Below are 20,985 nucleotides of genomic sequence, written 5' to 3'. Positions count from 1 at the left end.
GTATCATGCCCAAACCAGACGGGTTAACGGCAGCAAAGAACCTTACAGAGGCGTTCGAGCATTATAACGAATGGCATCCGCATAGTGCGTTGGGTTATCGCTCGCCACGGGAATATCTGCGGCAGCGAGCCTGTAATGGGTTAAGTGATAACAGATGTCTGGAAATATAGGGGCAAATCCACTGACATAGTTTCTTCTCCCACCAGGTTGACGGTATATCCGAGCAGCGTTGGCATTTCGGATAACTTCAGCTCAGGTTTACGCTTCACCTCCACAGAGGTCAAACGCTGGATACAAAAAATTGTATGTGCGCATAAACGTCCCTGTTTAGCGCAGAAGCCACCGGAGTTGTTCAGGCTCCGATAGGGTAATTATGCCGTTTTGATTTCCCAAAAACATCGATACAGTTAAAATACTTTTACTCTCTGGAAGCCTTTCTTAGCTCTCTTGGTGTTATCTTAAAACGATTATGGAATCTTTCAGTAAAACGAGAAGGACACTTATAACCATTTTCTCTGGCAATCTCGCTTATGGATTTTATAGTCGTTTGTATAGCAGACAACGCATTATTTAACCTCACATCGTCCAATATACTTTGAAAACTTACCCCCTCGTTTGCCAGACGGCGATGTAATGTGGAAACAGAAATGTAGAGATATCTCGCAACCTTGTTTGCTGTCCATTTTGCTCCTGGTTCGGATAGCAGCAGGTTATAACAATGACTTATCAGTGATTGTTTACTATCTGATAAAAGTAAATAATTAGCATGATTTACTCCTAACGAAAGTAGAACAGCCATTGCTAAATGCTCCTGAATTTGAGTTGAGAAACCTCGAAAAATAGATATTTTTAGCTGCTCCCAACAATATATTAACTCAGGGTTCTGAGGTAAACAGAACCCTGTTTTGTTACGTGTTTGATCAGTTACCGCAAAAAATTTTTGGAATTTTTCAATTAGTTCAATGGGAAAGTAAAGCATTTCTGCAAGATAAAGACCTGCTTCTGGATAATTCGCAATATAAAACTCATGTCCACATGGAAATAACATTATTTGATTATTATCAACAGTCAAACTATGCGTCTCCCAATTGATAATTTTTTCCCTGACGGATACGGCATAAAGCTGGCATAATAGCCCTAACCCTATGAATCTCATGATGTTTATGCATCCGTATTTCTTCAATCTTTAGGTTGGTCTTACCTTTTGCCAGCATACTCTCACCCTACTTTATCTCATAAACTGGTGTTATCTCAGCGGTTGTGATTTTATTGGCATTAAGCATATAACCAACTAACGCTCCGCTGGAATTAGAATCTACAGGAATCTTGTCAGTTTTCAGAGCCCATACTTTAAACTGGTAATGATGCGGTTTATCCCCTTTCGGAGGACATGCACCACCAAATCCGGCATAGCCAAAATCATTTCGGCCTTGAACAGCACCTGTCGGAAGTTTTGTACCATCACGTCTTCCTGCATCAGCAGGCAAATATGTTACTGTTGCTGGAATATTAACAACAGTCCAGTGCCACCAACCACTACCAGTAGGTGCATCTGGATCATAAACAGTTACGGCGAAACTTTTAGTGCCCTCAGGGGCACCAGACCAGGTTAATGAGGCGATATATTGCCACCTTCACACCCAAATCTGGAAAAGATATGAGACTTTGTAAGTTGTTTTCCTGTTTTTATTTCACTACTTGTGACCTGAAACTCTGCGGCCTGCGCAGAAAATGTGATGAATACCAATACACTTGAAACGATAAGTTTTTTCATAAAAACCTCTTTGTTATGACCTATCGTTATTTTATTTGATATTCCTTTATCTCATTATGCATAAAGACGCAATGTTCATGCAAAAGCAATCATAATTATAAAATCGCCCCCAGCATTAACCATAATATGCACGAATCATATTGATGTTATCTAAATAGATTTTAGGTTTATTATTAGTCATGCGGGCATAAGTTAGTATGATTTATAGACGGCTATTCTTGAACCAGAATACGCGCAATTTCACTGACAAGGATTTTTTGCATCTTGTTGAGTTTCCTAAGATGCCTCCTGTTGTACAACTCTTAAGTTGCCGTTAAATTCGCTAAGAAAATTTCATCCGATAAGTCAAGGCATGTAAAATATGAAAATTAACAAAATACTATCATCCGCAACATTATTGTATGGTATGTCAGTAGTCATGTCGGTCGGGAATTGTTCAACAACTGTCCAGACTAATCTTCCTGGTTACACCCCTGGTGCAGATGTCATTAATGTTTCATCGACCAGAAACCAGGTCGATCTTATTGGTGATGTTGTTTATTCCCAGATAAAAGGGACTCGTTCTGTCAGACAGCTTCACATGTCAGTTCTTGTCCCGCGAACAAATGATTTGAAACCAGCCATTATTTATTATCCTGGCGGCGGATTCATGTCTTCTGAACATGACAAATTTATTGAAATGAGAATGGCTCTGGCAGAAGCTGGTTTTGTTGTAGCCGCTGTAGAATACAGAACAATTCCTGATACATTTCCAGCACCAGTTGAGGATGGAAAAGCTGCAATACGTTACCTGAGAGAGCATGCCCGCGATTATGGGATTGATCCTCAAAGAATCGGAGTTCTGGGTGACTCTGCCGGTGGATGGCTTGCCCAGATGATGGGAACTACAAATGGTGACAAAACCTTTGATAAAGGTGACTTTCTTCAGCAATCATCAGATGTTCAGGCAGTTGCCACACTTTATGGGATTTCTGACTTGTTGAATATTGGTGAGGGGTTCCCTGAATCAGTGCAGGAGGTTCATCGATCTCCTGCCGTAACCGAAGCTTTAATGATCAATGGCCCTGCATTCAGAAGTTTTGCGGGAGCCCCCATCACAGCGTCAAAAGAAAAAGCGCTAAACGCCAGCCCAATCGGACATATGAAAGGAGTAAAACCCCCATTTCTTATTATGCATGGTAGCAAAGACACTCTGGTTTCACCGGAGCAAAGTGCCAAACTATTCAGAATGTTGAAAAAGAACGGCAATAATGCTGAGTACGTGCTGGTAGAAGGGGCTGAGCATGGAGATAATACATGGTATCAGCCAATTATTATAAACAGGGTTGTTGAGTGGTTTACTAAAAATCTGGGAGTCCCTATGAAAACCACCACCCAACAACAAAACCCAAACGCTAACCTGTAAAAAGCAGCCCGCATTTACATGCGGGCTGACATATTCCATTTGATTAAAAAGAAATTATTTTTAATGTGGTGCGCTTCGTGACAACAAGTTAATTACCAACACTCCGGCACAAATCAATATCATGCCTATAATGGCTGGCAGATCCAGACGTTGGCCGAAAAATCCCCAGGAAAGTAAACTAATCAGGACGATACCGACTCCTGACCAGATAGCATAAGCAATCCCTGTAGGAATATAAGCCAATGTTTGAGCTAATAACCAGAATGATGCACAGTAACAAATAATTGTACCAACAGAGAGCCATAGCCGTGTAAAGCCATCTGAATACTTCATTAAGGTTGTACCAATCACCTCTGCAAATATTGCACCACCAAGATAAATATAAGGATTCATAGCATAGTCTTTCCTGTTAATACCGGAGAGAATTGTACTACAGTTTGAACTTAACTCACCGGTTTCATCCCGGTGCATTCATTGATGTTCGTTTATATACCATCGATAACCTGAATTCCTGTCTGCGCCACTTTAGCCGCTGCCTGATTTATACTGGTTACTGAAACAGAAAGCCACAGAGCAGAAGGTGGCGTCATGGCACCGGACATTATCCTGCTGCGTACCGGGATCGACGTGAGGGCTGTCAAACAGGGAGATAATGTGTGGCACAAATTACGGCTCAGCGTCATTACCGCTTCTGAAATTCACAACGTGATAGCAAAACCCCGTTCAGGAAATAAGTAGCCTGACATGAGAAGTACATGCCGAGTTTTGACGAGATGGTGCCGGAGTTCATCGAAAAAATGGACGAGACATTGGCTGAAATTGGTTTTGTATTTGGGGAGCAATGGCGATGAAGCATACTCACGATAATATCCGCGTAGGCGCGATCACTTTCGTCAAACCGATCGTTATCATGATAATTGAGGTAAAGAATGGCGCAAAGTAGCGTTGTGAAAATTTAAACGTCTCAACGCCTCCTTGAATTTCTCACCCCACATGAAAAAGAACCAAACAGCCCGCTTTGAGCGAAAAACGAACTATGATATTAGCAAGAAAGCATCACTGTTAATATTCGAACAATTAATGCTCAGCTATTTCTCTATTATTTACAATCAGAAAGGACGTGTAATGGGTAAGGTTGATGAACTAAAGATGAAATATCCGGACGCGAATGCCTGGCAAATGGGCGACAGCCCTGAACTGGCTAACGAGCTTGCAGCACTTATAGAAAAAGGGATTAAAACGGCCTCCTGTGGCTCTTATGCCTCTTATCAGAAGGAAGAATTTGCCCCAAGGATTGGGAGCTATAACATCATCCTTGACGGCCAGGATGTACCGGTATGCGTGACCAGGCTGGTGTCGATGCAACTGGTGTGTTTTTGTGATGTTACTGCCGAGTTAGCTCGCAAGGAAGGTGAAGGCGATTTGAGCCTTGAATATTGGCAGAGAGAGCATCAACGATTTTTCACCCAGGAAGGTCATTTTTCTGAAGATATGGTGTTGATTATGGAAGAGTTTGAAGTTGTTGAGGTTCTGTAAGATGAGATAAACGAGCTGACGTTATATCAATTGGCATTTATAACAATGTCCGCACCTGACACATAGCGGATCTAAATATTAACGAGCGTCCACCAAATAGAGGAATGTCTAATAGGAACCTGGCCGTAGAACTGTCATCTGACTGACCAACCGACCCCAAACAACTAAGAGGTTTTGATAACTTATTTTGATAACCGTTAGCAAACTTACATAAAACAACGGGCGTGTTATACGCCCGTTATAATATTTAACACATATAGTAATTACATGTTCTTGATGATCGCATCGCCAAACTCTGAACATTTCAGCAGCTTAGCGCCTTCCATCAGACGTTCGAAGTCATAGGTTACGGTCTTCGCATTGATTGCGCCTTCCATACCTTTAACAATCAGGTCTGCGGCTTCAGTCCAGCCCATATGGCGCAGCATCATCTCAGCGGAGAGAATGATAGAGCCTGGGTTTACTTTGTCCTGACCGGCATATTTCGGTGCTGTACCGTGGGTGGCTTCAAACAGTGCGCATTCGTCACCGATGTTTGCACCAGGGGCGATACCGATACCGCCAACCTGTGCTGCCAGTGCGTCAGAAATGTAGTCACCGTTGAGGTTCATACAGGCGATAACGTCGTATTCAGCCGGACGCAGCAGGATCTGTTGCAGGAATGCGTCAGCAATCACGTCTTTAATGACGATCTCTTTGCCGGTGTTCGGGTTTTTGACTTTCAGCCACGGGCCGCCGTCGATCAGTTCACCGCCAAACTCTTCACGCGCCAACTGGTAACCCCAGTCTTTAAACGCGCCTTCGGTGAACTTCATGATATTGCCTTTGTGCACCAGGGTCACTGAGTCACGGTCGTTGGCAATTGCGTATTCGATTGCTGCTCGTACCAGACGTTTGGTGCCTTCTTCAGAACACGGCTTAATGCCGATACCGCAATGTTCCGGGAAGCGAATTTTCTTCACCCCCATCTCTTCACGCAGGAATTTGATCACTTTCTCAGCGTCAGCAGAGTCAGCTTTCCATTCGATACCTGCATAAATGTCTTCCGAGTTTTCACGGAAGATGACCATATCAGTCAATTCAGGGTGTTTAACCGGGCTTGGAGTGCCCTGGTAGTAACGAACCGGGCGCAGGCAGATGTAGAGATCCAGTTCCTGGCGCAGTGCTACGTTCAGAGAACGAATACCGCCACCAACCGGAGTAGTCAGCGGGCCTTTGATGGCAACGCGATATTCACGAATCAGATCAAGGGTTTCAGCAGGTAGCCAGACGTCCTGACCATAAACCTGGGTGGATTTTTCACCGGTGTAAATTTCCATCCAGGAGATTTTACGCTCGCCTTTATAGGCTTTCTCGACTGCAGCGTCGACCACTTTCAGCATGGCTGGGGTTACATCTACACCGATTCCATCACCTTCAATGTAAGGGATAATCGGATTTTCAGGAACGTTGAGTTTGCCGTTTTGCAGGGTGATCTTCTTGCCTTGTGCCGGAACAACTACTTTACTTTCCATTCACCTCTCCTTCGAGCGCTTCTGGTTTGCTCGTCTGCCACCACGTTGCACATGCGTTTGCGTCCTGCCACACGGATGCATTAGAGCAATTTTTTGTTAATGATTTGTAATTGGCTTGTCAATACTACCCTATTGTTTGTCGTCATGAAAGATGCGCGTTATTAGGCTATAATGCGGCAATTCATAAACCCTGAAAATACCATGCAAAAAACTTCTTTTAGAAATCACCAGGTTAAGCGATTCAGCTCGCAACGTTCCACCAGGCGCAAACCTGAAAACCAGCCCACGCGCGTGATCCTGTTCAATAAACCCTACGATGTTCTTCCGCAGTTCACCGATGAAGCCGGGCGCAAAACATTAAAAGAATTCATCCCTGTTCAGGGCGTTTATGCGGCAGGTCGTCTCGACAGAGATAGCGAAGGGTTACTGGTGCTGACGAATAATGGCGCGTTACAGGCGCGTTTAACCCAGCCGGGCAAACGCACCGGAAAAATCTATTATGTGCAGGTGGAAGGCATTCCCACGCAAGACGCACTTAAAGCCTTGCGCAATGGCGTAACCTTAAATGATGGCCCTACCCTGCCCGCAGGTGTGGAACTGGTTGAAGAACCGGAGTGGTTATGGCCACGTAATCCACCAATTCGTGAGCGTAAAAGTATTCCTACCTCCTGGCTTAAGATCACCTTATATGAAGGACGTAATCGCCAGGTGCGCCGCATGACCGCCCATGTTGGTTTCCCCACGCTGCGACTGATTCGCTATGCGATGGGTAATTACACGCTGGATAATCTTGCCAATGGCGAATGGCGAGAAGCGACAGAATAAGGACGCAAAATGTTTAAACCGCACGTTACCGTTGCCTGCGTGGTGCACGCAGAAGGCAAATTTTTAGTCGTTGAAGAGACGATTAATGGTAAAGCGTTATGGAACCAACCCGCCGGGCATCTGGAGGCGGATGAAACATTAACAGAAGCAGCGGCGCGTGAGCTGTGGGAAGAAACCGGCATCAGCGCGCAACCGCAATATTTCATCCGTATGCATCAGTGGATTGCGCCGGATAAGACGCCATTTTTGCGCTTCCTGTTTGCCATTGAGCTTGAGCAAATATGCCCAACACACCCTCATGACAGTGATATCGACTGTTGCCGTTGGGTCAGTGCTGAAGAGATTTTACAGGCACCAAATCTGCGCTCGCCATTAGTGGCAGAAAGTATTCGTTGTTATCAAAGCGGGCAACATTATCCGCTGGAGATGATTGGCGAGTTTAACTGGCCTTTTACAAAGGGTGTCATCTAAAAGGCTGCGTGATAGAATACGCCGCCTTGAAGTTCAATGTCGTGAGTAATCCAATGTCTGAAACCGCAAAAAAAGTGATCGTCGGCATGTCCGGCGGCGTCGATTCCTCCGTTTCTGCCTGGCTGTTGCAACAACAGGGATATCAGGTCGAAGGCCTGTTTATGAAGAACTGGGAAGAAGACGACGGTGAGGAATATTGCACGGCGGCAGCGGATCTGGCTGATGCCCAGGCTGTCTGCGATAAGCTCGGCATTGAACTGCACACTGTCAACTTTGCAGCCGAGTACTGGGACAACGTCTTTGAACTGTTCCTTGCTGAATATAAAGCGGGTCGCACGCCGAACCCGGATATTCTGTGCAACAAAGAGATCAAATTTAAAGCCTTCCTCGAATTTGCCGCCGAAGATTTAGGTGCCGATTATATCGCTACCGGCCATTACGTTCGTCGTGCAGATGTCAATGGCAAGAGCCGCCTGCTGCGTGGTCTGGACAGCAACAAAGACCAGAGCTACTTCCTTTATACACTTAGCCATGAGCAGATAGCGCAAAGCCTGTTCCCGGTTGGCGAACTGGAAAAACCGCAGGTACGTAAGATTGCGGAAGATCTCGGTCTGGTCACCGCGAAGAAAAAAGATTCTACCGGGATCTGCTTTATCGGTGAACGTAAATTCCGCGAGTTTCTTGGCCGTTATCTCCCGGCGCAACCGGGAAAAATCATTACTGTCGATGGTGATGGGATTGGCGAGCACCAGGGGCTGATGTATCACACCCTCGGACAGCGTAAAGGCCTGGGCATCGGTGGCACCAAAGACGGCACTGAAGAGCCGTGGTACGTGGTGGATAAAGACGTCGAGAACAACATTCTGATTGTTGCGCAGGGTCATGAACACCCACGTCTGATGTCTGTCGGATTGATTGCCCAGCAACTGCACTGGGTCGATCGCGAACCTTTCACCGGCACTATGCGTTGCACGGTGAAAACCCGCTACCGCCAGACTGACATTCCATGCACCGTCAAGGCGCTGGATGATGATCGCATTGAAGTGATTTTCGATGAGCCGGTTGCGGCCGTCACTCCAGGTCAATCCGCCGTCTTCTATAACGGTGAAGTGTGCCTCGGCGGCGGCATCATTGAGCAGCGTCTGCCGCTGCCAGTCTGATTATTTTCTTACTTAAAACAAGGAAGCAGTGAACGTGGCAAAGAATTACTATGACATCACCCTCGCCCTGGCCGGTATTTGTCAGGCGGCACGCCTGGTACAACAGCTTGCTCACCAGGGGCATTGTGATGCCGATGCGCTACACGTCTCACTCAACAGTATTATCGATGTGAACCCCAGCTCCACGCTGGCGGTTTTTGGCGGCAGCGAAGCCAACCTGCGCGTCGGGCTGGAAACCCTGCTCTGCGTGCTCAATGCCAGCAGTCGCCAGGGCTTAAACGCTGAGTTAACCCGCTACACCCTTAGCCTGATGGTGCTTGAGCGCAAACTCTCGTCTGCCAAAGGTGCGCTCGACACTCTGGGTAACCGGATTAACGGCCTGCAACGCCAGCTCGAACATTTCGATTTACAGTCGGAAACGCTGATGAGCGCAATGGCTGCTATTTATGTTGATGTTATCAGCCCACTTGGCCCACGTATTCAGGTCACCGGTTCCCCTGCCGTACTGCAAAGCCCACAGGTGCAGGCGAAAGTTCGCGCTACCCTGCTGGCAGGCATTCGCGCCGCCGTGCTCTGGCACCAGGTTGGCGGCGGACGTCTACAACTGATGTTTTCTCGTAATCGCCTGACCACTCAGGCAAAACAAATTCTTGCTCATTTAACCCCGGAGTTGTGATCTATGGAATTATCCTCACTGACCGCCGTTTCCCCTGTCGACGGACGCTACGGCGATAAAGTCAGCGCGCTGCGCGGGATTTTCAGCGAATATGGTTTGCTGAAATTCCGTGTACAAGTTGAAGTACGTTGGCTGCAAAAACTGGCCGCGCACGCAGCGATCAAGGAAGTTCCTGCTTTTGCTGCCGACGCAATCGGTTACCTTGATGCAATCGTCGCTAATTTCAGTGAAGAAGATGCGGCGCGAATCAAAACCATTGAGCGTACCACTAACCACGACGTTAAAGCGGTTGAGTATTTCCTGAAAGAAAAAGTGGCTGAGATCCCAGAACTGCACGCAGTTTCTGAATTTATTCACTTTGCCTGCACCTCAGAAGACATCAACAACCTCTCCCACGCATTGATGCTGAAAACCGCGCGTGATGAAGTGATCCTGCCGTACTGGCGTCAACTGATTGACGGCATTAAAGATCTGGCTGTTCAGTATCGCGATATTCCGCTGCTATCCCGTACCCACGGTCAGCCAGCGACACCGTCAACCATCGGTAAAGAGATGGCTAACGTCGCTTATCGTATGGAGCGCCAGTTCCGCCAGCTTAATCAGGTGGAAATCCTCGGCAAAATCAACGGCGCGGTCGGTAACTATAATGCCCACATCGCCGCGTATCCGGAAGTTGACTGGCATCAGTTCAGTGAAGAGTTTGTCACCTCACTGGGTATTCAGTGGAACCCGTACACCACCCAGATTGAACCACACGACTACATTGCCGAACTGTTTGATTGCATCGCGCGCTTTAACACCATTCTGATCGACTTTGACCGTGACGTCTGGGGTTATATCGCCCTTAACCATTTCAAACAGAAAACCATCGCCGGTGAGATTGGTTCTTCCACCATGCCGCACAAGGTTAACCCAATCGACTTCGAAAACTCCGAAGGTAACCTGGGGCTTTCCAACGCGGTGTTGCAGCACCTGGCCAGCAAACTGCCGGTTTCCCGTTGGCAGCGTGACCTGACCGACTCTACCGTGCTACGTAACCTCGGAGTGGGCATCGGTTATGCGCTAATTGCTTACCAGTCCACCCTGAAAGGCGTGAGCAAACTGGAAGTGAACCGTGACCATCTGCTGGATGAACTGGATCACAACTGGGAAGTGCTGGCTGAGCCGATCCAGACAGTTATGCGTCGCTACGGCATCGAAAAACCGTACGAGAAGCTGAAAGAACTGACTCGCGGTAAACGCGTTGACGCCGAAGGCATGAAGCAATTTATCGACGGTCTGGCGCTGCCGGAAGAAGAGAAAGCGCGCCTGAAAGCGATGACCCCTGCTAACTACATTGGTCGCGCCATCACAATGGTGGATGAGCTGAAATAACACCCATATCAATGCCGGATGGCGATGCTGTCCGGCCTGCTTCTTAAGCTGATCTTTTCCCGTATTATCTCCCCTACCCGCTGGTTTAATTAATGTTTACTCCCATAAACACATAATCGCGTTACACTATTTTAATAATTAAGACAGGGAGAAATAAAAATGCGCGTACTGGTTGTCGAAGACAATGCGTTGTTACGTCACCATCTTAAAGTTCAGATTCAGGACGCTGGTCATCAGGTCGATGACGCAGAAGATGCCAAAGAAGCAGATTATTATCTCAATGAACATTTGCCAGATATTGCAATTGTCGATCTCGGTTTGCCTGACGAAGACGGTCTGTCACTGATCCGCCGCTGGCGCAGCAATGATGTTTCACTACCGATTCTGGTATTAACCGCCCGTGAAAGCTGGCAGGACAAAGTCGAAGTATTAAGCGCCGGCGCTGACGATTACGTGACTAAACCGTTTCATATTGAAGAGGTGATGGCGCGGATGCAGGCATTAATGCGTCGTAATAGTGGTCTGGCTTCACAGGTTATTTCGCTGCCACCGTTTCAGGTTGATCTTTCCCGCCGTGAACTATCGATTAATGACGAAGTGATCAAACTGACCGCGTTTGAATACACCATTATGGAAACGTTGATTCGTAATAATGGCAAAGTGGTCAGCAAAGATTCGTTGATGTTACAACTCTACCCGGACGCCGAATTGCGGGAAAGCCATACCATTGATGTACTCATGGGGCGTCTGCGCAAAAAAATTCAGGCGCAATATCCGCAAGAAGTGATTACCACCGTTCGCGGCCAGGGTTATTTGTTCGAATTGCGCTGATGAAAAAATTACTGCGTCTTTTTTTCCCGCTTTCGCTGCGGGTACGTTTTCTGTTAGCGACGGCGGCGGTAGTACTGGTGCTTTCGCTGGCCTACGGAATGGTCGCGCTGATCGGTTATAGCGTCAGTTTCGATAAAACCACGTTTCGCCTGTTACGCGGCGAGAGCAATTTGTTCTATACCCTCGCAAAGTGGGAAAACAATAAGTTGCATGTCGAGTTACCAGAAAATATCGACAAGCAAAGCCCCACCATGACGCTAATTTATGATGAGAACGGGCAACTTTTATGGGCGCAGCGTGACGTTCCCTGGCTGATGAAAATGATCCAGCCTGACTGGCTGAAATCAAATGGCTTCCATGAAATCGAAGCGGATGTTAACGACACCAGCATCTTGCTGAGTGAAGATCATTCGATACAGCAACAGTTACAGGAAGTACGAGAAGATGACGACGACGCAGAGATGACCCACTCGGTGGCGGTGAACATCTACCCGGCAACGTCGCGGATGCCGAAGTTAACCATTGTGGTGGTGGATACTATTCCGGTGGAGCTTAAAAGTTCCTATATGGTGTGGAGCTGGTTTGTCTACGTGCTCTCAGCCAACCTGCTGTTAGTGATCCCTCTGTTATGGGTCGCCGCCTGGTGGAGTTTACGCCCCATCGAAGCCCTGGCAAAAGAAGTCCGCGAACTGGAAGAACATAACCGCGAATTGCTCAACCCAGCCACGACACGAGAACTGACCAGTCTGGTGCGTAACCTGAACCGGCTATTAAAGAGTGAGCGTGAACGTTACGACAAATACCGCACAACGCTCACCGACCTGACGCACAGCCTGAAAACACCACTGGCGGTACTGCAAAGTACGCTGCGTTCTTTGCGTAGTGAAAAGATGAGCGTCAGTGATGCTGAGCCGGTAATGCTGGAACAAATCAGCCGTATTTCACAACAAATCGGCTACTACCTGCATCGCGCCAGTATGCGCGGTGGAACGCTGCTTAGCCGCGAACTGCATCCCGTTGCCCCGTTACTGGACAATCTCACCTCGGCGCTGAACAAAGTGTATCAGCGTAAAGGGGTCAATATTTCTCTCGATATTTCGCCAGAAATCAGTTTTGTTGGCGAGCAGAATGACTTTGTCGAAGTGATGGGCAACGTACTGGATAACGCCTGTAAATACTGTCTTGAGTTCGTGGAAATTTCAGCGAGGCAAACCGAAGATCATCTCTATATTGTGGTCGAGGATGACGGCCCGGGAATTCCATTAAGCAAGCGTGAAGTCATTTTCGACCGCGGCCAACGTATAGATACTTTGCGTCCCGGACAAGGTGTTGGTCTGGCTGTCGCCCGTGAAATTACCGAGCAATACGACGGAAAAATCATCGCCGGAGAGAGTATGCTCGGCGGCGCACGAATGGAGGTCATTTTTGGTCGCCAGCATTCTGCACCAAAGGGTGAATAAATATGCCCTTTCTTCACGCATTACGTTAAGCATCCGTTATAATCGGTTGCAGATACCCGCCTATGGACGCTTAATATGGAATACCAACTTACCCTTAACTGGCCCGATTTTCTTAAACGCCACTGGCAGAAACGTCCGGTGGTGTTAAAACGCGGCTTTAATAATTTTATTGACCCGATCTCTCCAGACGAGCTGGCAGGTCTGGCAATGGAAACGGAAGTCGACAGTCGGCTGGTCAGTCATCAGGATGGCAAATGGCAGGTCAGCCACGGTCCATTCGAAAGCTACGATCATCTCGGTGAGACCAACTGGTCATTGCTGGTGCAGGCAGTGAATCACTGGCATGAGCCAACCGCCGCGCTGATGCGTCCGTTCCGTGAATTACCAGACTGGCGCATTGACGACCTGATGATCTCATTTTCCGTACCTGGCGGCGGCGTCGGTCCACATCTCGATCAGTACGACGTTTTTATTATTCAGGGCACCGGTCGTCGTCGTTGGCGGGTGGGTGAAAAGCTGCAGATGAAGCAACACTGCCCGCATCCGGATCTGCTACAGGTCGAGCCGTTTGAAGCAATTATCGACGAAGAACTGGAGCCAGGCGATATTCTTTATATTCCGCCAGGATTCCCGCACGAAGGCTACGCGCTGGAAAATGCGATGAACTATTCTGTCGGTTTTCGTGCACCGAATACGCGGGAGCTGATCAGCGGTTTTGCCGATTATGTTCTGCAACGTGAGCTGGGCGGTAATTATTACAGTGATCCGGATATCCCTCCTCGCGCCCATCCGGCGGACGTTCTGCCGCAGGAGATGGATAAACTGCGTGAGATGATGCTTGAATTGATCAACCAGCCAGAACACTTTAAACAGTGGTTTGGCGAGTTTATCTCCCAGTCACGGCATGAACTGGATATCGCTCCGCCAGAACCGCCTTATCAACCGGATGAAATATACGACGCGCTGAAACAAGGTGATGTACTGGTACGTCTGGGTGGTCTGCGCGTGTTGCGTATTGGTGATGAAGTATATGCTAATGGTGAAAAGATCGATTCTCCACACCGTCCGGCGCTGGAGGCACTCGCCAGCAATATTGCTCTGACCGCCGAGAATTTTGGCGATGCGCTGGAAGATCCATCGTTCCTCGCGATGCTCGCGGCGCTGGTCAATAGCGGGTATTGGTTCTTCGAAGGATAAGTTTGAATCTAAGCCGGATGCGGCATCACATGCCGCATCCCTTTTCGCTTACTTCCGTTGTGCCGTTAACTCGGCAATACGCACGATCACCTGTACCGCTTTTTCCATTCCTTCCAGGGTCACAAACTCATGTTTACCATGATAGTTATAACCGCCGGTAAACAGGTTCGGGCACGGCAATCCCATAAATGACAACTGTGCACCGTCGGTGCCGCCACGGATCGGTTTCAGATCCGGTTCAATATCGCAATCGCGCATCGCCTGCTGGGCGATATCAAGAATATGCGGATGCTCAACGATTTTCTCGCGCATATTGTAGTAGCTGTCTTCAATCACCAGTTCAATGTAGCAGTCAGGGTGTAGCCCTTTGCCCACTTTCTTGGCAATTTCCATCATCTTACGTTTACGCGCTTCAAACTGTTTACGGTCGAAATCACGAATGATGTAGTGCATATCGGCACGCTCAACGGTGCCTTTCATGCTCGTCAGGTGATAAAAACCTTCATAACCTTCGGTAGTTTCCGGGCTTTCATCCGCCGGAACTTCCGCATGAATGCGTGCTGCCAGTGACAGCGCATTAACCATCACGCCTTTTGCCGAGCCAGGGTGAACGTTGTTGCCGACTATTTTGATATTCACCGATGCGGCATTAAAGTTTTCAAACTCCAGTTCACCTACGCCACCGCCATCAACGGTATAAGCCCAACGAGCATCAAAGGCTTCAACATCAAAGTGTTTTGCCCCTTTGCCCACCTCTTCATCTGGCGTAAAGGCGATGCGAATATCGCCGTGTGGAATGTTTTTCTGCTGCAATACTGCCAGCGCGGTCATGATTTCTGCGATACCCGCTTTATCATCTGCACCTAACAAGGTTTTACCATCGGTGGTGATCAACGTCTGCCCCAATAGTTGATGCAGAACCGGGAACATCACCGGTGATAAGACTTCATCACCGATACCCAGCGCGATGTCACCACCGCGATAGTTTTCAACAATTTGCGGATTTACATTTTTACCGCTGCAATCCGGAGAGGTATCCACATGAGAAATAAAGCCAATCGCCGGAATATCGCCTGGAACGTTAGCCGGTAACGTCGCCATCAATGTGCCCTTCTCACTTAAGGTCACATTGATAAGCCCCATCTCTTCAAGCTGATCTTTCAACAGATGCAATAACTTCCACTGGCCTTCCGTGCTGGGAACCTGTCTCACCCCCGCTTTTGATTGGGTATCCAGAGACACGTAGTTCAAAAAACGCTCAAGTAGTTTATCCATGTAGTCACCCTCACTTTTCGTGACAACATTATTAAGAAGCAAGAAAAGACAAATATTGCGTCAGGTCACTTTTACCCCTGCAAGCGGGAATATTTATCAACATTACCTTAATCAATATAAAGCTAAGCCAGTAATTCACAACAAGGATTGGCGATTACGATGGTTTGCCGTAGAATTACCGCCCTCATTAAGAGTCACCAAGGTGGTTAACCACAAACCCCGCATCGGTAAGCCATCCGTTGCGTTTACATGGGACAGAGTAAAAAATTGAATAAACAACCGAGTTCGCTTTCACCGCTGGTGCAATTGGCGGGAATTCGCAAATGCTTTGATGGTAAAGAAGTCATTCCCCAGTTGGATCTGACTATCAACAATGGCGAGTTCCTTACGCTGCTTGGCCCTTCTGGCTGCGGTAAAACAACCGTTCTTCGCCTGATTGCAGGTCTGGAAACTGTTGATTCTGGACGCATCATGCTGGATAACGAGGACATCACCCACGTTCCGGCGGAAAACCGCTATGTGAACACCGTTTTCCAAAGCTACGCGCTATTCCCCCACATGACCGTGTTCGAAAATGTGGCCTTTGGCTTGCGTATGCAAAAAACCCCCGCTGCTGAAATTACGCCTCGCGTGATGGAGGCTCTGCGGATGGTGCAACTGGAGACCTTCGCTCAACGCAAACCTCATCAGCTCTCTGGCGGTCAACAGCAACGCGTAGCCATTGCCCGCGCGGTGGTTAACAAGCCTCGCCTGTTGCTGCTGGATGAATCGCTCTCCGCGCTGGATTACAAACTGCGTAAACAGATGCAGAACGAGCTGAAAGCTTTACAGCGTAAGCTTGGCATTACTTTCGTTTTCGTCACCCACGATCAGGAAGAAGCGCTCACCATGTCGGACAGAATTGTGGTGATGCGCGATGGTCGCATTGAACAAGACGGCACGCCGCGTGAAATTTACGAAGAGCCGAAAAACTTGTTTGTTGCCGGATTCATTGGCGAAATCAATATGTTCAACGCCACGGTGATCGAGCGTCTCGACGAACAACGCGTACGAGCCAACGTTGAAGGCCGCGAATGTAATATCTACGTTAACTTCGCTGTTGAACCAGGGCAAAAGTTGCATGTTTTGCTGCGCCCGGAAGACTTACGCGTTGACGAAATCAACGATGACAACCACGTCGAAGGGCTGATTGGCTACGTTCGCGAACGCAACTACAAAGGTATGACGCTGGAATCAGTTGTCGAACTGGAAAATGGCAAGATGGTGATGGTCAGCGAATTCTTTAATGAAGACGATCCTGACTTTGACCACTCTCTCGACCAGAAAATGGCCATTAATTGGGTAGAAAGCTGGGAGGTTGTACTGGCTGATGAAGAACACAAGTAAGTTCCAGAATGTAGTGATTGTCACTATTGTCGGTTGGCTTGTGTTGTTTGTCTTTCTGCCCAACCTGATGATCATTGGCACCAGCTTTTTGACCCGCGACGACGCCAGTTTCGTCAAAATGGTTTTTACGCTGGAGAACTACGCCCGTCTGCTCGATCCGCTCTATTTTGAAGTGCTGCTGCACTCACTGAATATGGCGCTGATCGCGACTATAGCCTGCCTGGTGCTGGGCTACCCGTTTGCCTGGTTTCTGGCTAAACTGCCACACAAGGTGCGTCCGCTGTTACTGTTTCTGTTGATTGTGCCGTTCTGGACCAACTCACTGATTCGTATCTATGGCCTGAAAATTTTCCTCAGCACCAAAGGCTATCTCAACGAGTTCTTGCTGTGGCTGGGCGTTATTGATACCCCAATTCGCATCATGTTCACCCCCAGCGCGGTGATTATCGGTCTGGTATATATCCTGTTGCCGTTTATGGTGATGCCACTTTATTCCAGTATTGAAAAGCTGGATAAACCATTGCTGGAAGCGGCTCGCGATCTCGGTGCCAGCAAGTTGCAGACTTTTATCCGCATCATCATCCCACTGACCATGCCGGGGATTATTGCCGGATGTCTGTTGGTGATGCTGCCAGCAATGGGCCTGTTCTATGTTTCTGACCTGATGGGCGGTGCGAAAAACCTGCTGATCGGTAACGTCATCAAAGTGCAGTTCCTCAACATTCGCGACTGGCCGTTTGGTGCCGCGACCAGTATTACCCTGACTATCGTAATGGGTCTGATGCTGCTGGTTTACTGGCGCGCTTCTCGTTTGCTGAACAAGAAGGTGGAACTCGAATGATCGGTCGACTGCTCCGCGGCGGTTTTATGACCGCTATCTATGCGTACCTGTATATTCCAATCATCATTTTGATTGTGAACTCCTTTAACAGCTCGCGCTTTGGCATCAACTGGCAGGGTTTTACCACCAAATGGTATAGCCTGCTGATGAACAACGATAGTCTGTTACAAGCAGCACAACATTCACTGACGATGGCGGTGTTTTCAGCGACATTCGCTACGCTTATTGGCTCACTGACGGCTGTTGCGCTGTACCGCTATCGCTTCCGCGGTAAGCCATTCGTTAGCGGGATGCTGTTTGTGGTAATGATGTCGCCAGATATCGTGATGGCGATTTCCCTGCTGGTGCTGTTTATGCTGCTGGGTATTCAGCTTGGCTTCTGGTCGCTGCTGTTCTCACACATTACCTTCTGCCTGCCATTTGTGGTGGTGACGGTGTATTCGCGTCTGAAAGGCTTTGATGTGCGGATGCTGGAAGCAGCGAAAGATCTCGGTGCCAGCGAGTTCACCATTCTGCGGAAAATCATTCTGCCACTGGCAATGCCAGCGGTGGCGGCGGGTTGGGTGTTAAGCTTTACCCTGTCCATGGACGATGTAGTAGTTTCGTCGTTTGTCACCGGGCCGAGCTATGAAATTCTGCCGTTAAAAATTTATTCGATGGTCAAAGTCGGCGTATCGCCGGAAGTTAACGCGCTGGCAACCATTTTACTGGTGCTGTCGCTGGTGATGGTGATTGCCAGCCAGCTTATTGCTCGTGATAAAACGAAAGGTAACACAGGGGACGTTAAATGAAAAAATGGTCACGCCACCTGCTCGCGGCGGGTGCTCTGGCACTGGGCATGAGCGCCGCTCACGCCGATGACAACAACACGCTGTATTTCTACAACTGGACCGAGTACGTACCGCCAGGACTGCTGGAACAGTTCACTAAAGAAACCGGCATTAAAGTTATCTATTCGACTTATGAGTCGAATGAAACCATGTACGCCAAGCTGAAAACGTACAAAGACGGTGCTTATGACCTGGTGGTTCCTTCAACCTATTACGTCGATAAAATGCGTAAAGAAGGGATGATCCAGAAGATCGACAAGTCGAAGTTAACGAACTTCAGCAACCTCGATCCAGAAATGCTCAACAAGCCATTTGACCCGAATAACGATTACTCCATTCCGTATATCTGGGGCGCGACGGCGATTGGCGTTAACGGTGATGCGGTTGATCCGAAATCCGTGACGAGCTGGGCCGATTTGTGGAAGCCTGAATACAAAGGCAGCCTGCTGCTGACCGACGACGCCCGTGAAGTGTTCCAGATGGCACTGCGTAAGCTGGGTTACTCTGGCAACACCACCGATCCGAAAGAGATTGAAGCCGCGTATAACGAGCTGAAAAAGCTGATGCCAAACGTAGCGGCGTTTAACTCCGATAACCCGGCTAACCCGTACATGGAAGGCGAAGTTAACCTCGGCATGATCTGGAACGGTTCTGCTTTCGTTGCCCGTCAGGCAGGCACGCCAATTGACGTGGTCTGGCCGAAAGAAGGCGGCATTTTCTGGATGGACAGTCTGGCTATTCCGGCAAATGCCAAAAACAAAGAAGGCGCGCTGAAACTGATCAACTTCCTGCTACGTCCGGATGTGGCAAAACAGGTTGCGGAAACTATTGGTTATCCAACACCAAACCTCGCCGCACGTAAACTGTTAAGCCCGGAAGTGGCGAACGACAAGACCCTCTACCCGGATGCCGAAACCATCAAAAATGGCGAATGGCAGAGTGACGTTGGCTCAGCCAGCAGCATTTATGAAGAGTATTATCAGAAGCTGAAAGCAGGACGTTAATTCAGCAAGCGGGCGGAGTTATTACCGCCCGCTTTTTTATTAAGCAAGGATGTTGCTTATGAGTCAGGACAATCAAATTTTATCCCGCGTTTTCCCTGGAGTCGGTCTGATACTCCTCCTTATTTCTATTGTTATCTTTTATAACCAGTTCACCTACAGCAAAAATACTGTACATACCGAAGGGATCATTGTTGATACCGTCTGGCACAATTCACGCCAGATCGGTAATGATGGTTCATGGCATCCTGTTGTCGCATTTCGTCCTACTCCAGACTACACGCTCATTTTCAATTCGAGTATCGGTAGTACTTTTTATGAAGACAGCGAAGGCGATAAAGTTAATGTTTATTATCCTCCAGGACATCCTGAAAAGGCTGAAATAAATAACCCGTGGGTTAATTTTTTCAAATGGGGATTTATCGGCATGATGGGCGTTATTTTTATCGCCGTCGGTTTATTAATCAGTATGCCCTCCTCTAAAAAGACGCGCAGGAAAAGGAAATCCCGCCAATGAAAAAGTTATTTATATTGCTTTACTTACTGATTTTTCTGCCACTGGCGGGAATAAGCCAGCCTGTAATACCCGTAATGAAAACATTCTTTACGGATACCACTGGCACCGTTCCCGATGGCGAGGATATCGCGCGTAAAGCGGAGATCTTTCGTCAACAAACCGGGATTGCGCCATTTATCGTGGTTGTTCCTGACATCAATGAAACCAGTCTCAGGAAAAATGGCAAAGCGATGCTGGCGCATGCGTCATCTTCATTGACTGATGTAAAAGGGAGTGTTCTGTTAATCTTTACTACCCGGGAGCCACGGTTAATTGTGATAACCAACGGCCAGGTTGAAAGCAGTATGGACGATAAACATCTGGGACGGCTGATAGAAAATTACACACTGGCTTATTTAAATGCTGATCTCTGGTATCAGGGTATGAATAATGCACTGGATATTTTACAAGCACAGATATTAAAACAACCGACGCCGCCACTGACATATTATCCGCATCCCGAACAAAAGCATGAGAGTGATCCGCCAGGCAGCACCTCGACATTAGGTTTTATCTCCTGGGCTGCAGCGTTTGTCTTATTTTCCAGGATCTTTTACTACACGACACGTTTTATTTATGCGCTAAAATTTGCAGTAGCTATGACTGTTGCCAATATGGGCTATCAGGCTTTATGCCTGTGTATCGATAATAGCTTTACGATTGCCAGAATATCGCCGCTCTGGGCGGTGCTGATTGGTGTCTGTACGTTTTTTGCCGCGCTGTTATGGCCGAGTAAAAGTTAAAAGGGGTCGGTAAAATGCGCGTGTATTATGCCGGATGCGGCGTGAACGCCTTATCCGGCCTACAAAACCCACAAATTCAATTAATTGTGCCCTTTTATAGGCCTGATAAGCGTAGCGCATCAGGCAATGA

The 20,985-nt window shown here is 48.0% G+C and carries 21 protein-coding genes and 3 pseudogenes; 19 read left to right on the top strand and 5 right to left on the bottom strand.

Annotated features, from left to right (window positions below; translation table 11 throughout):
- Nucleotides 1-170, top strand: a 170-nt coding sequence (locus tag C7B16_RS09280; protein WP_143192592.1) for an integrase core domain-containing protein, incomplete at its 5' end; no start/stop codon positions are given.
- A gap of 248 nt (nt 171-418) precedes the next feature.
- Here C7B16_RS09280 and C7B16_RS09275 read toward each other — a convergent pair.
- Both C7B16_RS09275 and C7B16_RS09270 read right to left on the bottom strand, forming a co-directional pair.
- Nucleotides 419-1,214 (bottom strand): annotated as a pseudogene (locus C7B16_RS09275) (helix-turn-helix transcriptional regulator).
- 9 nt (nt 1,215-1,223) lie between these two features.
- Nucleotides 1,224-1,774, bottom strand: a pseudogene (locus tag C7B16_RS09270) (kinase inhibitor).
- Between the two features lie 361 nt (nt 1,775-2,135).
- Here C7B16_RS09270 and C7B16_RS09265 point away from each other — a divergent pair.
- The gene (locus tag C7B16_RS09265; RefSeq protein ID WP_061090858.1) at nt 2,136-3,179 is read left to right on the top strand and encodes an alpha/beta hydrolase; all 1,044 of its coding nucleotides are present in this window, start codon (nt 2,136-2,138) and stop codon (nt 3,177-3,179) included.
- Between the two features lie 60 nt (nt 3,180-3,239).
- Here C7B16_RS09265 and emrE read toward each other — a convergent pair whose 3' ends face one another.
- Nucleotides 3,240-3,572, bottom strand: a complete 333-nt coding sequence (gene emrE, locus C7B16_RS09260; RefSeq protein WP_107179594.1) for a multidrug efflux SMR transporter EmrE — start codon at nt 3,570-3,572, stop codon at nt 3,240-3,242.
- Nucleotides 3,573-3,767: 195 nt separating this feature from the next.
- Here emrE and C7B16_RS25790 point away from each other — a divergent pair.
- From C7B16_RS25790 to C7B16_RS09240, 3 genes and pseudogenes are all read left to right on the top strand, one after another.
- Nucleotides 3,768-3,914 (top strand): annotated as a pseudogene (locus tag C7B16_RS25790) (exonuclease); the annotation flags it as partial.
- A 106-nt stretch (nt 3,915-4,020) separates the two neighbouring features.
- The gene (locus tag C7B16_RS09245; protein ID WP_306799841.1) at nt 4,021-4,122 is read left to right on the top strand and encodes a DUF1317 family protein; all 102 of its coding nucleotides are present in this window, start codon (nt 4,021-4,023) and stop codon (nt 4,120-4,122) included.
- A gap of 182 nt (nt 4,123-4,304) precedes the next feature.
- Complete coding sequence (locus C7B16_RS09240) at nt 4,305-4,715, top strand: ASCH domain-containing protein (protein ID WP_181244187.1); 411 nt, start codon at nt 4,305-4,307, stop codon at nt 4,713-4,715.
- Nucleotides 4,716-4,978: 263 nt separating this feature from the next.
- On the opposite strand, the gene icd is transcribed toward C7B16_RS09240, so the two are convergent.
- On the bottom strand, nt 4,979-6,229 hold the full coding sequence (icd, locus tag C7B16_RS09235; RefSeq protein ID WP_000444487.1) for an NADP-dependent isocitrate dehydrogenase: 1,251 nt from the start codon (nt 6,227-6,229) through the stop codon (nt 4,979-4,981).
- A gap of 171 nt (nt 6,230-6,400) precedes the next feature.
- On the opposite strand from icd, the gene rluE reads away from it, so the two are divergent.
- The 8 genes from rluE (at nt 6,401) to roxA (ending at nt 14,223) form a co-directional block, all read left to right on the top strand.
- Nucleotides 6,401-7,054 carry a 23S rRNA pseudouridine(2457) synthase RluE gene (gene rluE / locus C7B16_RS09230; RefSeq protein WP_001248718.1) on the top strand — a complete coding sequence of 218 codons (654 nt, stop codon included), beginning with the start codon at nt 6,401-6,403 and terminating at the stop codon, nt 7,052-7,054.
- 9 nt (nt 7,055-7,063) lie between these two features.
- The gene (gene nudJ, locus C7B16_RS09225) at nt 7,064-7,525 is read left to right on the top strand and encodes a phosphatase NudJ (protein ID WP_000476079.1); all 462 of its coding nucleotides are present in this window, start codon (nt 7,064-7,066) and stop codon (nt 7,523-7,525) included.
- Nucleotides 7,526-7,578: 53 nt separating this feature from the next.
- Nucleotides 7,579-8,685 carry a tRNA 2-thiouridine(34) synthase MnmA gene (gene mnmA / locus C7B16_RS09220; RefSeq protein WP_107179592.1) on the top strand — a complete coding sequence of 369 codons (1,107 nt, stop codon included), beginning with the start codon at nt 7,579-7,581 and terminating at the stop codon, nt 8,683-8,685.
- A 34-nt stretch (nt 8,686-8,719) separates the two neighbouring features.
- Entirely contained in the window at nt 8,720-9,361 is a 642-nt protein-coding gene (hflD, locus tag C7B16_RS09215; RefSeq protein WP_107179596.1) for a high frequency lysogenization protein HflD, read from the top strand.
- Nucleotides 9,362-9,364: 3 nt separating this feature from the next.
- Nucleotides 9,365-10,735 carry an adenylosuccinate lyase gene (gene purB / locus C7B16_RS09210; protein WP_000423722.1) on the top strand — a complete coding sequence of 457 codons (1,371 nt, stop codon included), beginning with the start codon at nt 9,365-9,367 and terminating at the stop codon, nt 10,733-10,735.
- 159 nt (nt 10,736-10,894) lie between these two features.
- Nucleotides 10,895-11,566, top strand: a complete 672-nt coding sequence (phoP, locus tag C7B16_RS09205) for a two-component system response regulator PhoP (protein ID WP_001265481.1) — start codon at nt 10,895-10,897, stop codon at nt 11,564-11,566.
- A complete protein-coding gene (phoQ, locus tag C7B16_RS09200; RefSeq protein WP_001516207.1) occupies nt 11,566-13,026 on the top strand; it encodes a two-component system sensor histidine kinase PhoQ in 1,461 nt (486 codons plus the stop codon). The genes phoP and phoQ overlap by 1 nt, the downstream gene beginning before the upstream one ends.
- Before the next feature lie 75 nt (nt 13,027-13,101).
- Nucleotides 13,102-14,223 (top strand): [50S ribosomal protein L16]-arginine 3-hydroxylase, encoded by a 1,122-nt coding sequence (gene roxA, locus C7B16_RS09195; RefSeq protein ID WP_000456528.1) that lies wholly within the window; start codon nt 13,102-13,104, stop codon nt 14,221-14,223.
- A gap of 48 nt (nt 14,224-14,271) precedes the next feature.
- On the opposite strand, the gene pepT is transcribed toward roxA, so the two are convergent.
- Nucleotides 14,272-15,498 (bottom strand): peptidase T, encoded by a 1,227-nt coding sequence (gene pepT / locus C7B16_RS09190; protein WP_016248603.1) that lies wholly within the window; start codon nt 15,496-15,498, stop codon nt 14,272-14,274.
- A 249-nt stretch (nt 15,499-15,747) separates the two neighbouring features.
- Here pepT and potA point away from each other — a divergent pair, with 249 nt between their 5' ends.
- The 6 genes from potA to C7B16_RS09155 are packed head-to-tail and all read left to right on the top strand — an operon-like array spanning nt 15,748 to nt 20,855.
- The gene (gene potA, locus C7B16_RS09180; RefSeq protein WP_000531593.1) at nt 15,748-16,884 is read left to right on the top strand and encodes a spermidine/putrescine ABC transporter ATP-binding protein PotA; all 1,137 of its coding nucleotides are present in this window, start codon (nt 15,748-15,750) and stop codon (nt 16,882-16,884) included.
- Nucleotides 16,868-17,725, top strand: coding sequence for a spermidine/putrescine ABC transporter permease PotB (potB, locus tag C7B16_RS09175; RefSeq protein ID WP_000799418.1), 858 nt, complete (start codon nt 16,868-16,870; stop codon nt 17,723-17,725). Before potA ends, potB begins: the two co-directional genes overlap by 17 nt.
- Nucleotides 17,722-18,516, top strand: a complete 795-nt coding sequence (gene potC / locus C7B16_RS09170) for a spermidine/putrescine ABC transporter permease PotC (protein ID WP_000580316.1) — start codon at nt 17,722-17,724, stop codon at nt 18,514-18,516. The genes potB and potC overlap by 4 nt, the downstream gene beginning before the upstream one ends.
- The gene (potD, locus tag C7B16_RS09165) at nt 18,513-19,559 is read left to right on the top strand and encodes a spermidine/putrescine ABC transporter substrate-binding protein PotD (RefSeq protein ID WP_000759322.1); all 1,047 of its coding nucleotides are present in this window, start codon (nt 18,513-18,515) and stop codon (nt 19,557-19,559) included. Before potC ends, potD begins: the two co-directional genes overlap by 4 nt.
- A 58-nt stretch (nt 19,560-19,617) precedes the next feature.
- The gene (locus tag C7B16_RS09160) at nt 19,618-20,073 is read left to right on the top strand and encodes a DUF3592 domain-containing protein (RefSeq protein ID WP_001516204.1); all 456 of its coding nucleotides are present in this window, start codon (nt 19,618-19,620) and stop codon (nt 20,071-20,073) included.
- A complete protein-coding gene (locus C7B16_RS09155) occupies nt 20,070-20,855 on the top strand; it encodes a TPM domain-containing protein (protein ID WP_105263269.1) in 786 nt (261 codons plus the stop codon). Before C7B16_RS09160 ends, C7B16_RS09155 begins: the two co-directional genes overlap by 4 nt.
- Nucleotides 20,856-20,985 lie beyond the last annotated feature (130 nt).

This window comes from Escherichia sp. 20412-1, assembly GCF_003027595.1.
In the GTDB taxonomy this organism is placed as follows: Bacteria; Pseudomonadota; Gammaproteobacteria; order Enterobacterales; family Enterobacteriaceae; genus Escherichia; species Escherichia marmotae.
The sequence above is the reverse complement of the archived record's forward strand: the minus strand, read 5'-3'. Positions and strand labels throughout refer to the sequence as shown.

What these genes read in the sequence shown, in the direction of transcription:
- C7B16_RS09265 (WP_061090858.1), top strand. Translation starts at nt 2,136, where the DNA reads ATGAAAATTAACAAAATACTATCATCCGCAACATTATTGTATGGTATG.
- emrE (WP_107179594.1), bottom strand. Translation starts at nt 3,572, where the DNA reads ATGAATCCTTATATTTATCTTGGTGGTGCAATATTTGCAGAGGTGATT.
- C7B16_RS09245 (WP_306799841.1), top strand. Translation starts at nt 4,021, where the DNA reads ATGGCGATGAAGCATACTCACGATAATATCCGCGTAGGCGCGATCACT.
- C7B16_RS09240 (WP_181244187.1), top strand. Translation starts at nt 4,305, where the DNA reads ATGGGTAAGGTTGATGAACTAAAGATGAAATATCCGGACGCGAATGCC.
- icd (WP_000444487.1), bottom strand. Translation starts at nt 6,229, where the DNA reads ATGGAAAGTAAAGTAGTTGTTCCGGCACAAGGCAAGAAGATCACCCTG.
- rluE (WP_001248718.1), top strand. Translation starts at nt 6,401, where the DNA reads ATGCGGCAATTCATAAACCCTGAAAATACCATGCAAAAAACTTCTTTT.
- nudJ (WP_000476079.1), top strand. Translation starts at nt 7,064, where the DNA reads ATGTTTAAACCGCACGTTACCGTTGCCTGCGTGGTGCACGCAGAAGGC.
- mnmA (WP_107179592.1), top strand. Translation starts at nt 7,579, where the DNA reads ATGTCTGAAACCGCAAAAAAAGTGATCGTCGGCATGTCCGGCGGCGTC.
- purB (WP_000423722.1), top strand. Translation starts at nt 9,365, where the DNA reads ATGGAATTATCCTCACTGACCGCCGTTTCCCCTGTCGACGGACGCTAC.
- phoP (WP_001265481.1), top strand. Translation starts at nt 10,895, where the DNA reads ATGCGCGTACTGGTTGTCGAAGACAATGCGTTGTTACGTCACCATCTT.
- phoQ (WP_001516207.1), top strand. Translation starts at nt 11,566, where the DNA reads ATGAAAAAATTACTGCGTCTTTTTTTCCCGCTTTCGCTGCGGGTACGT.
- roxA (WP_000456528.1), top strand. Translation starts at nt 13,102, where the DNA reads ATGGAATACCAACTTACCCTTAACTGGCCCGATTTTCTTAAACGCCAC.
- pepT (WP_016248603.1), bottom strand. Translation starts at nt 15,498, where the DNA reads ATGGATAAACTACTTGAGCGTTTTTTGAACTACGTGTCTCTGGATACC.
- potA (WP_000531593.1), top strand. Translation starts at nt 15,748, where the DNA reads ATGGGACAGAGTAAAAAATTGAATAAACAACCGAGTTCGCTTTCACCG.
- potB (WP_000799418.1), top strand. Translation starts at nt 16,868, where the DNA reads ATGAAGAACACAAGTAAGTTCCAGAATGTAGTGATTGTCACTATTGTC.
- potC (WP_000580316.1), top strand. Translation starts at nt 17,722, where the DNA reads ATGATCGGTCGACTGCTCCGCGGCGGTTTTATGACCGCTATCTATGCG.
- potD (WP_000759322.1), top strand. Translation starts at nt 18,513, where the DNA reads ATGAAAAAATGGTCACGCCACCTGCTCGCGGCGGGTGCTCTGGCACTG.
- C7B16_RS09160 (WP_001516204.1), top strand. Translation starts at nt 19,618, where the DNA reads ATGAGTCAGGACAATCAAATTTTATCCCGCGTTTTCCCTGGAGTCGGT.
- C7B16_RS09155 (WP_105263269.1), top strand. Translation starts at nt 20,070, where the DNA reads ATGAAAAAGTTATTTATATTGCTTTACTTACTGATTTTTCTGCCACTG.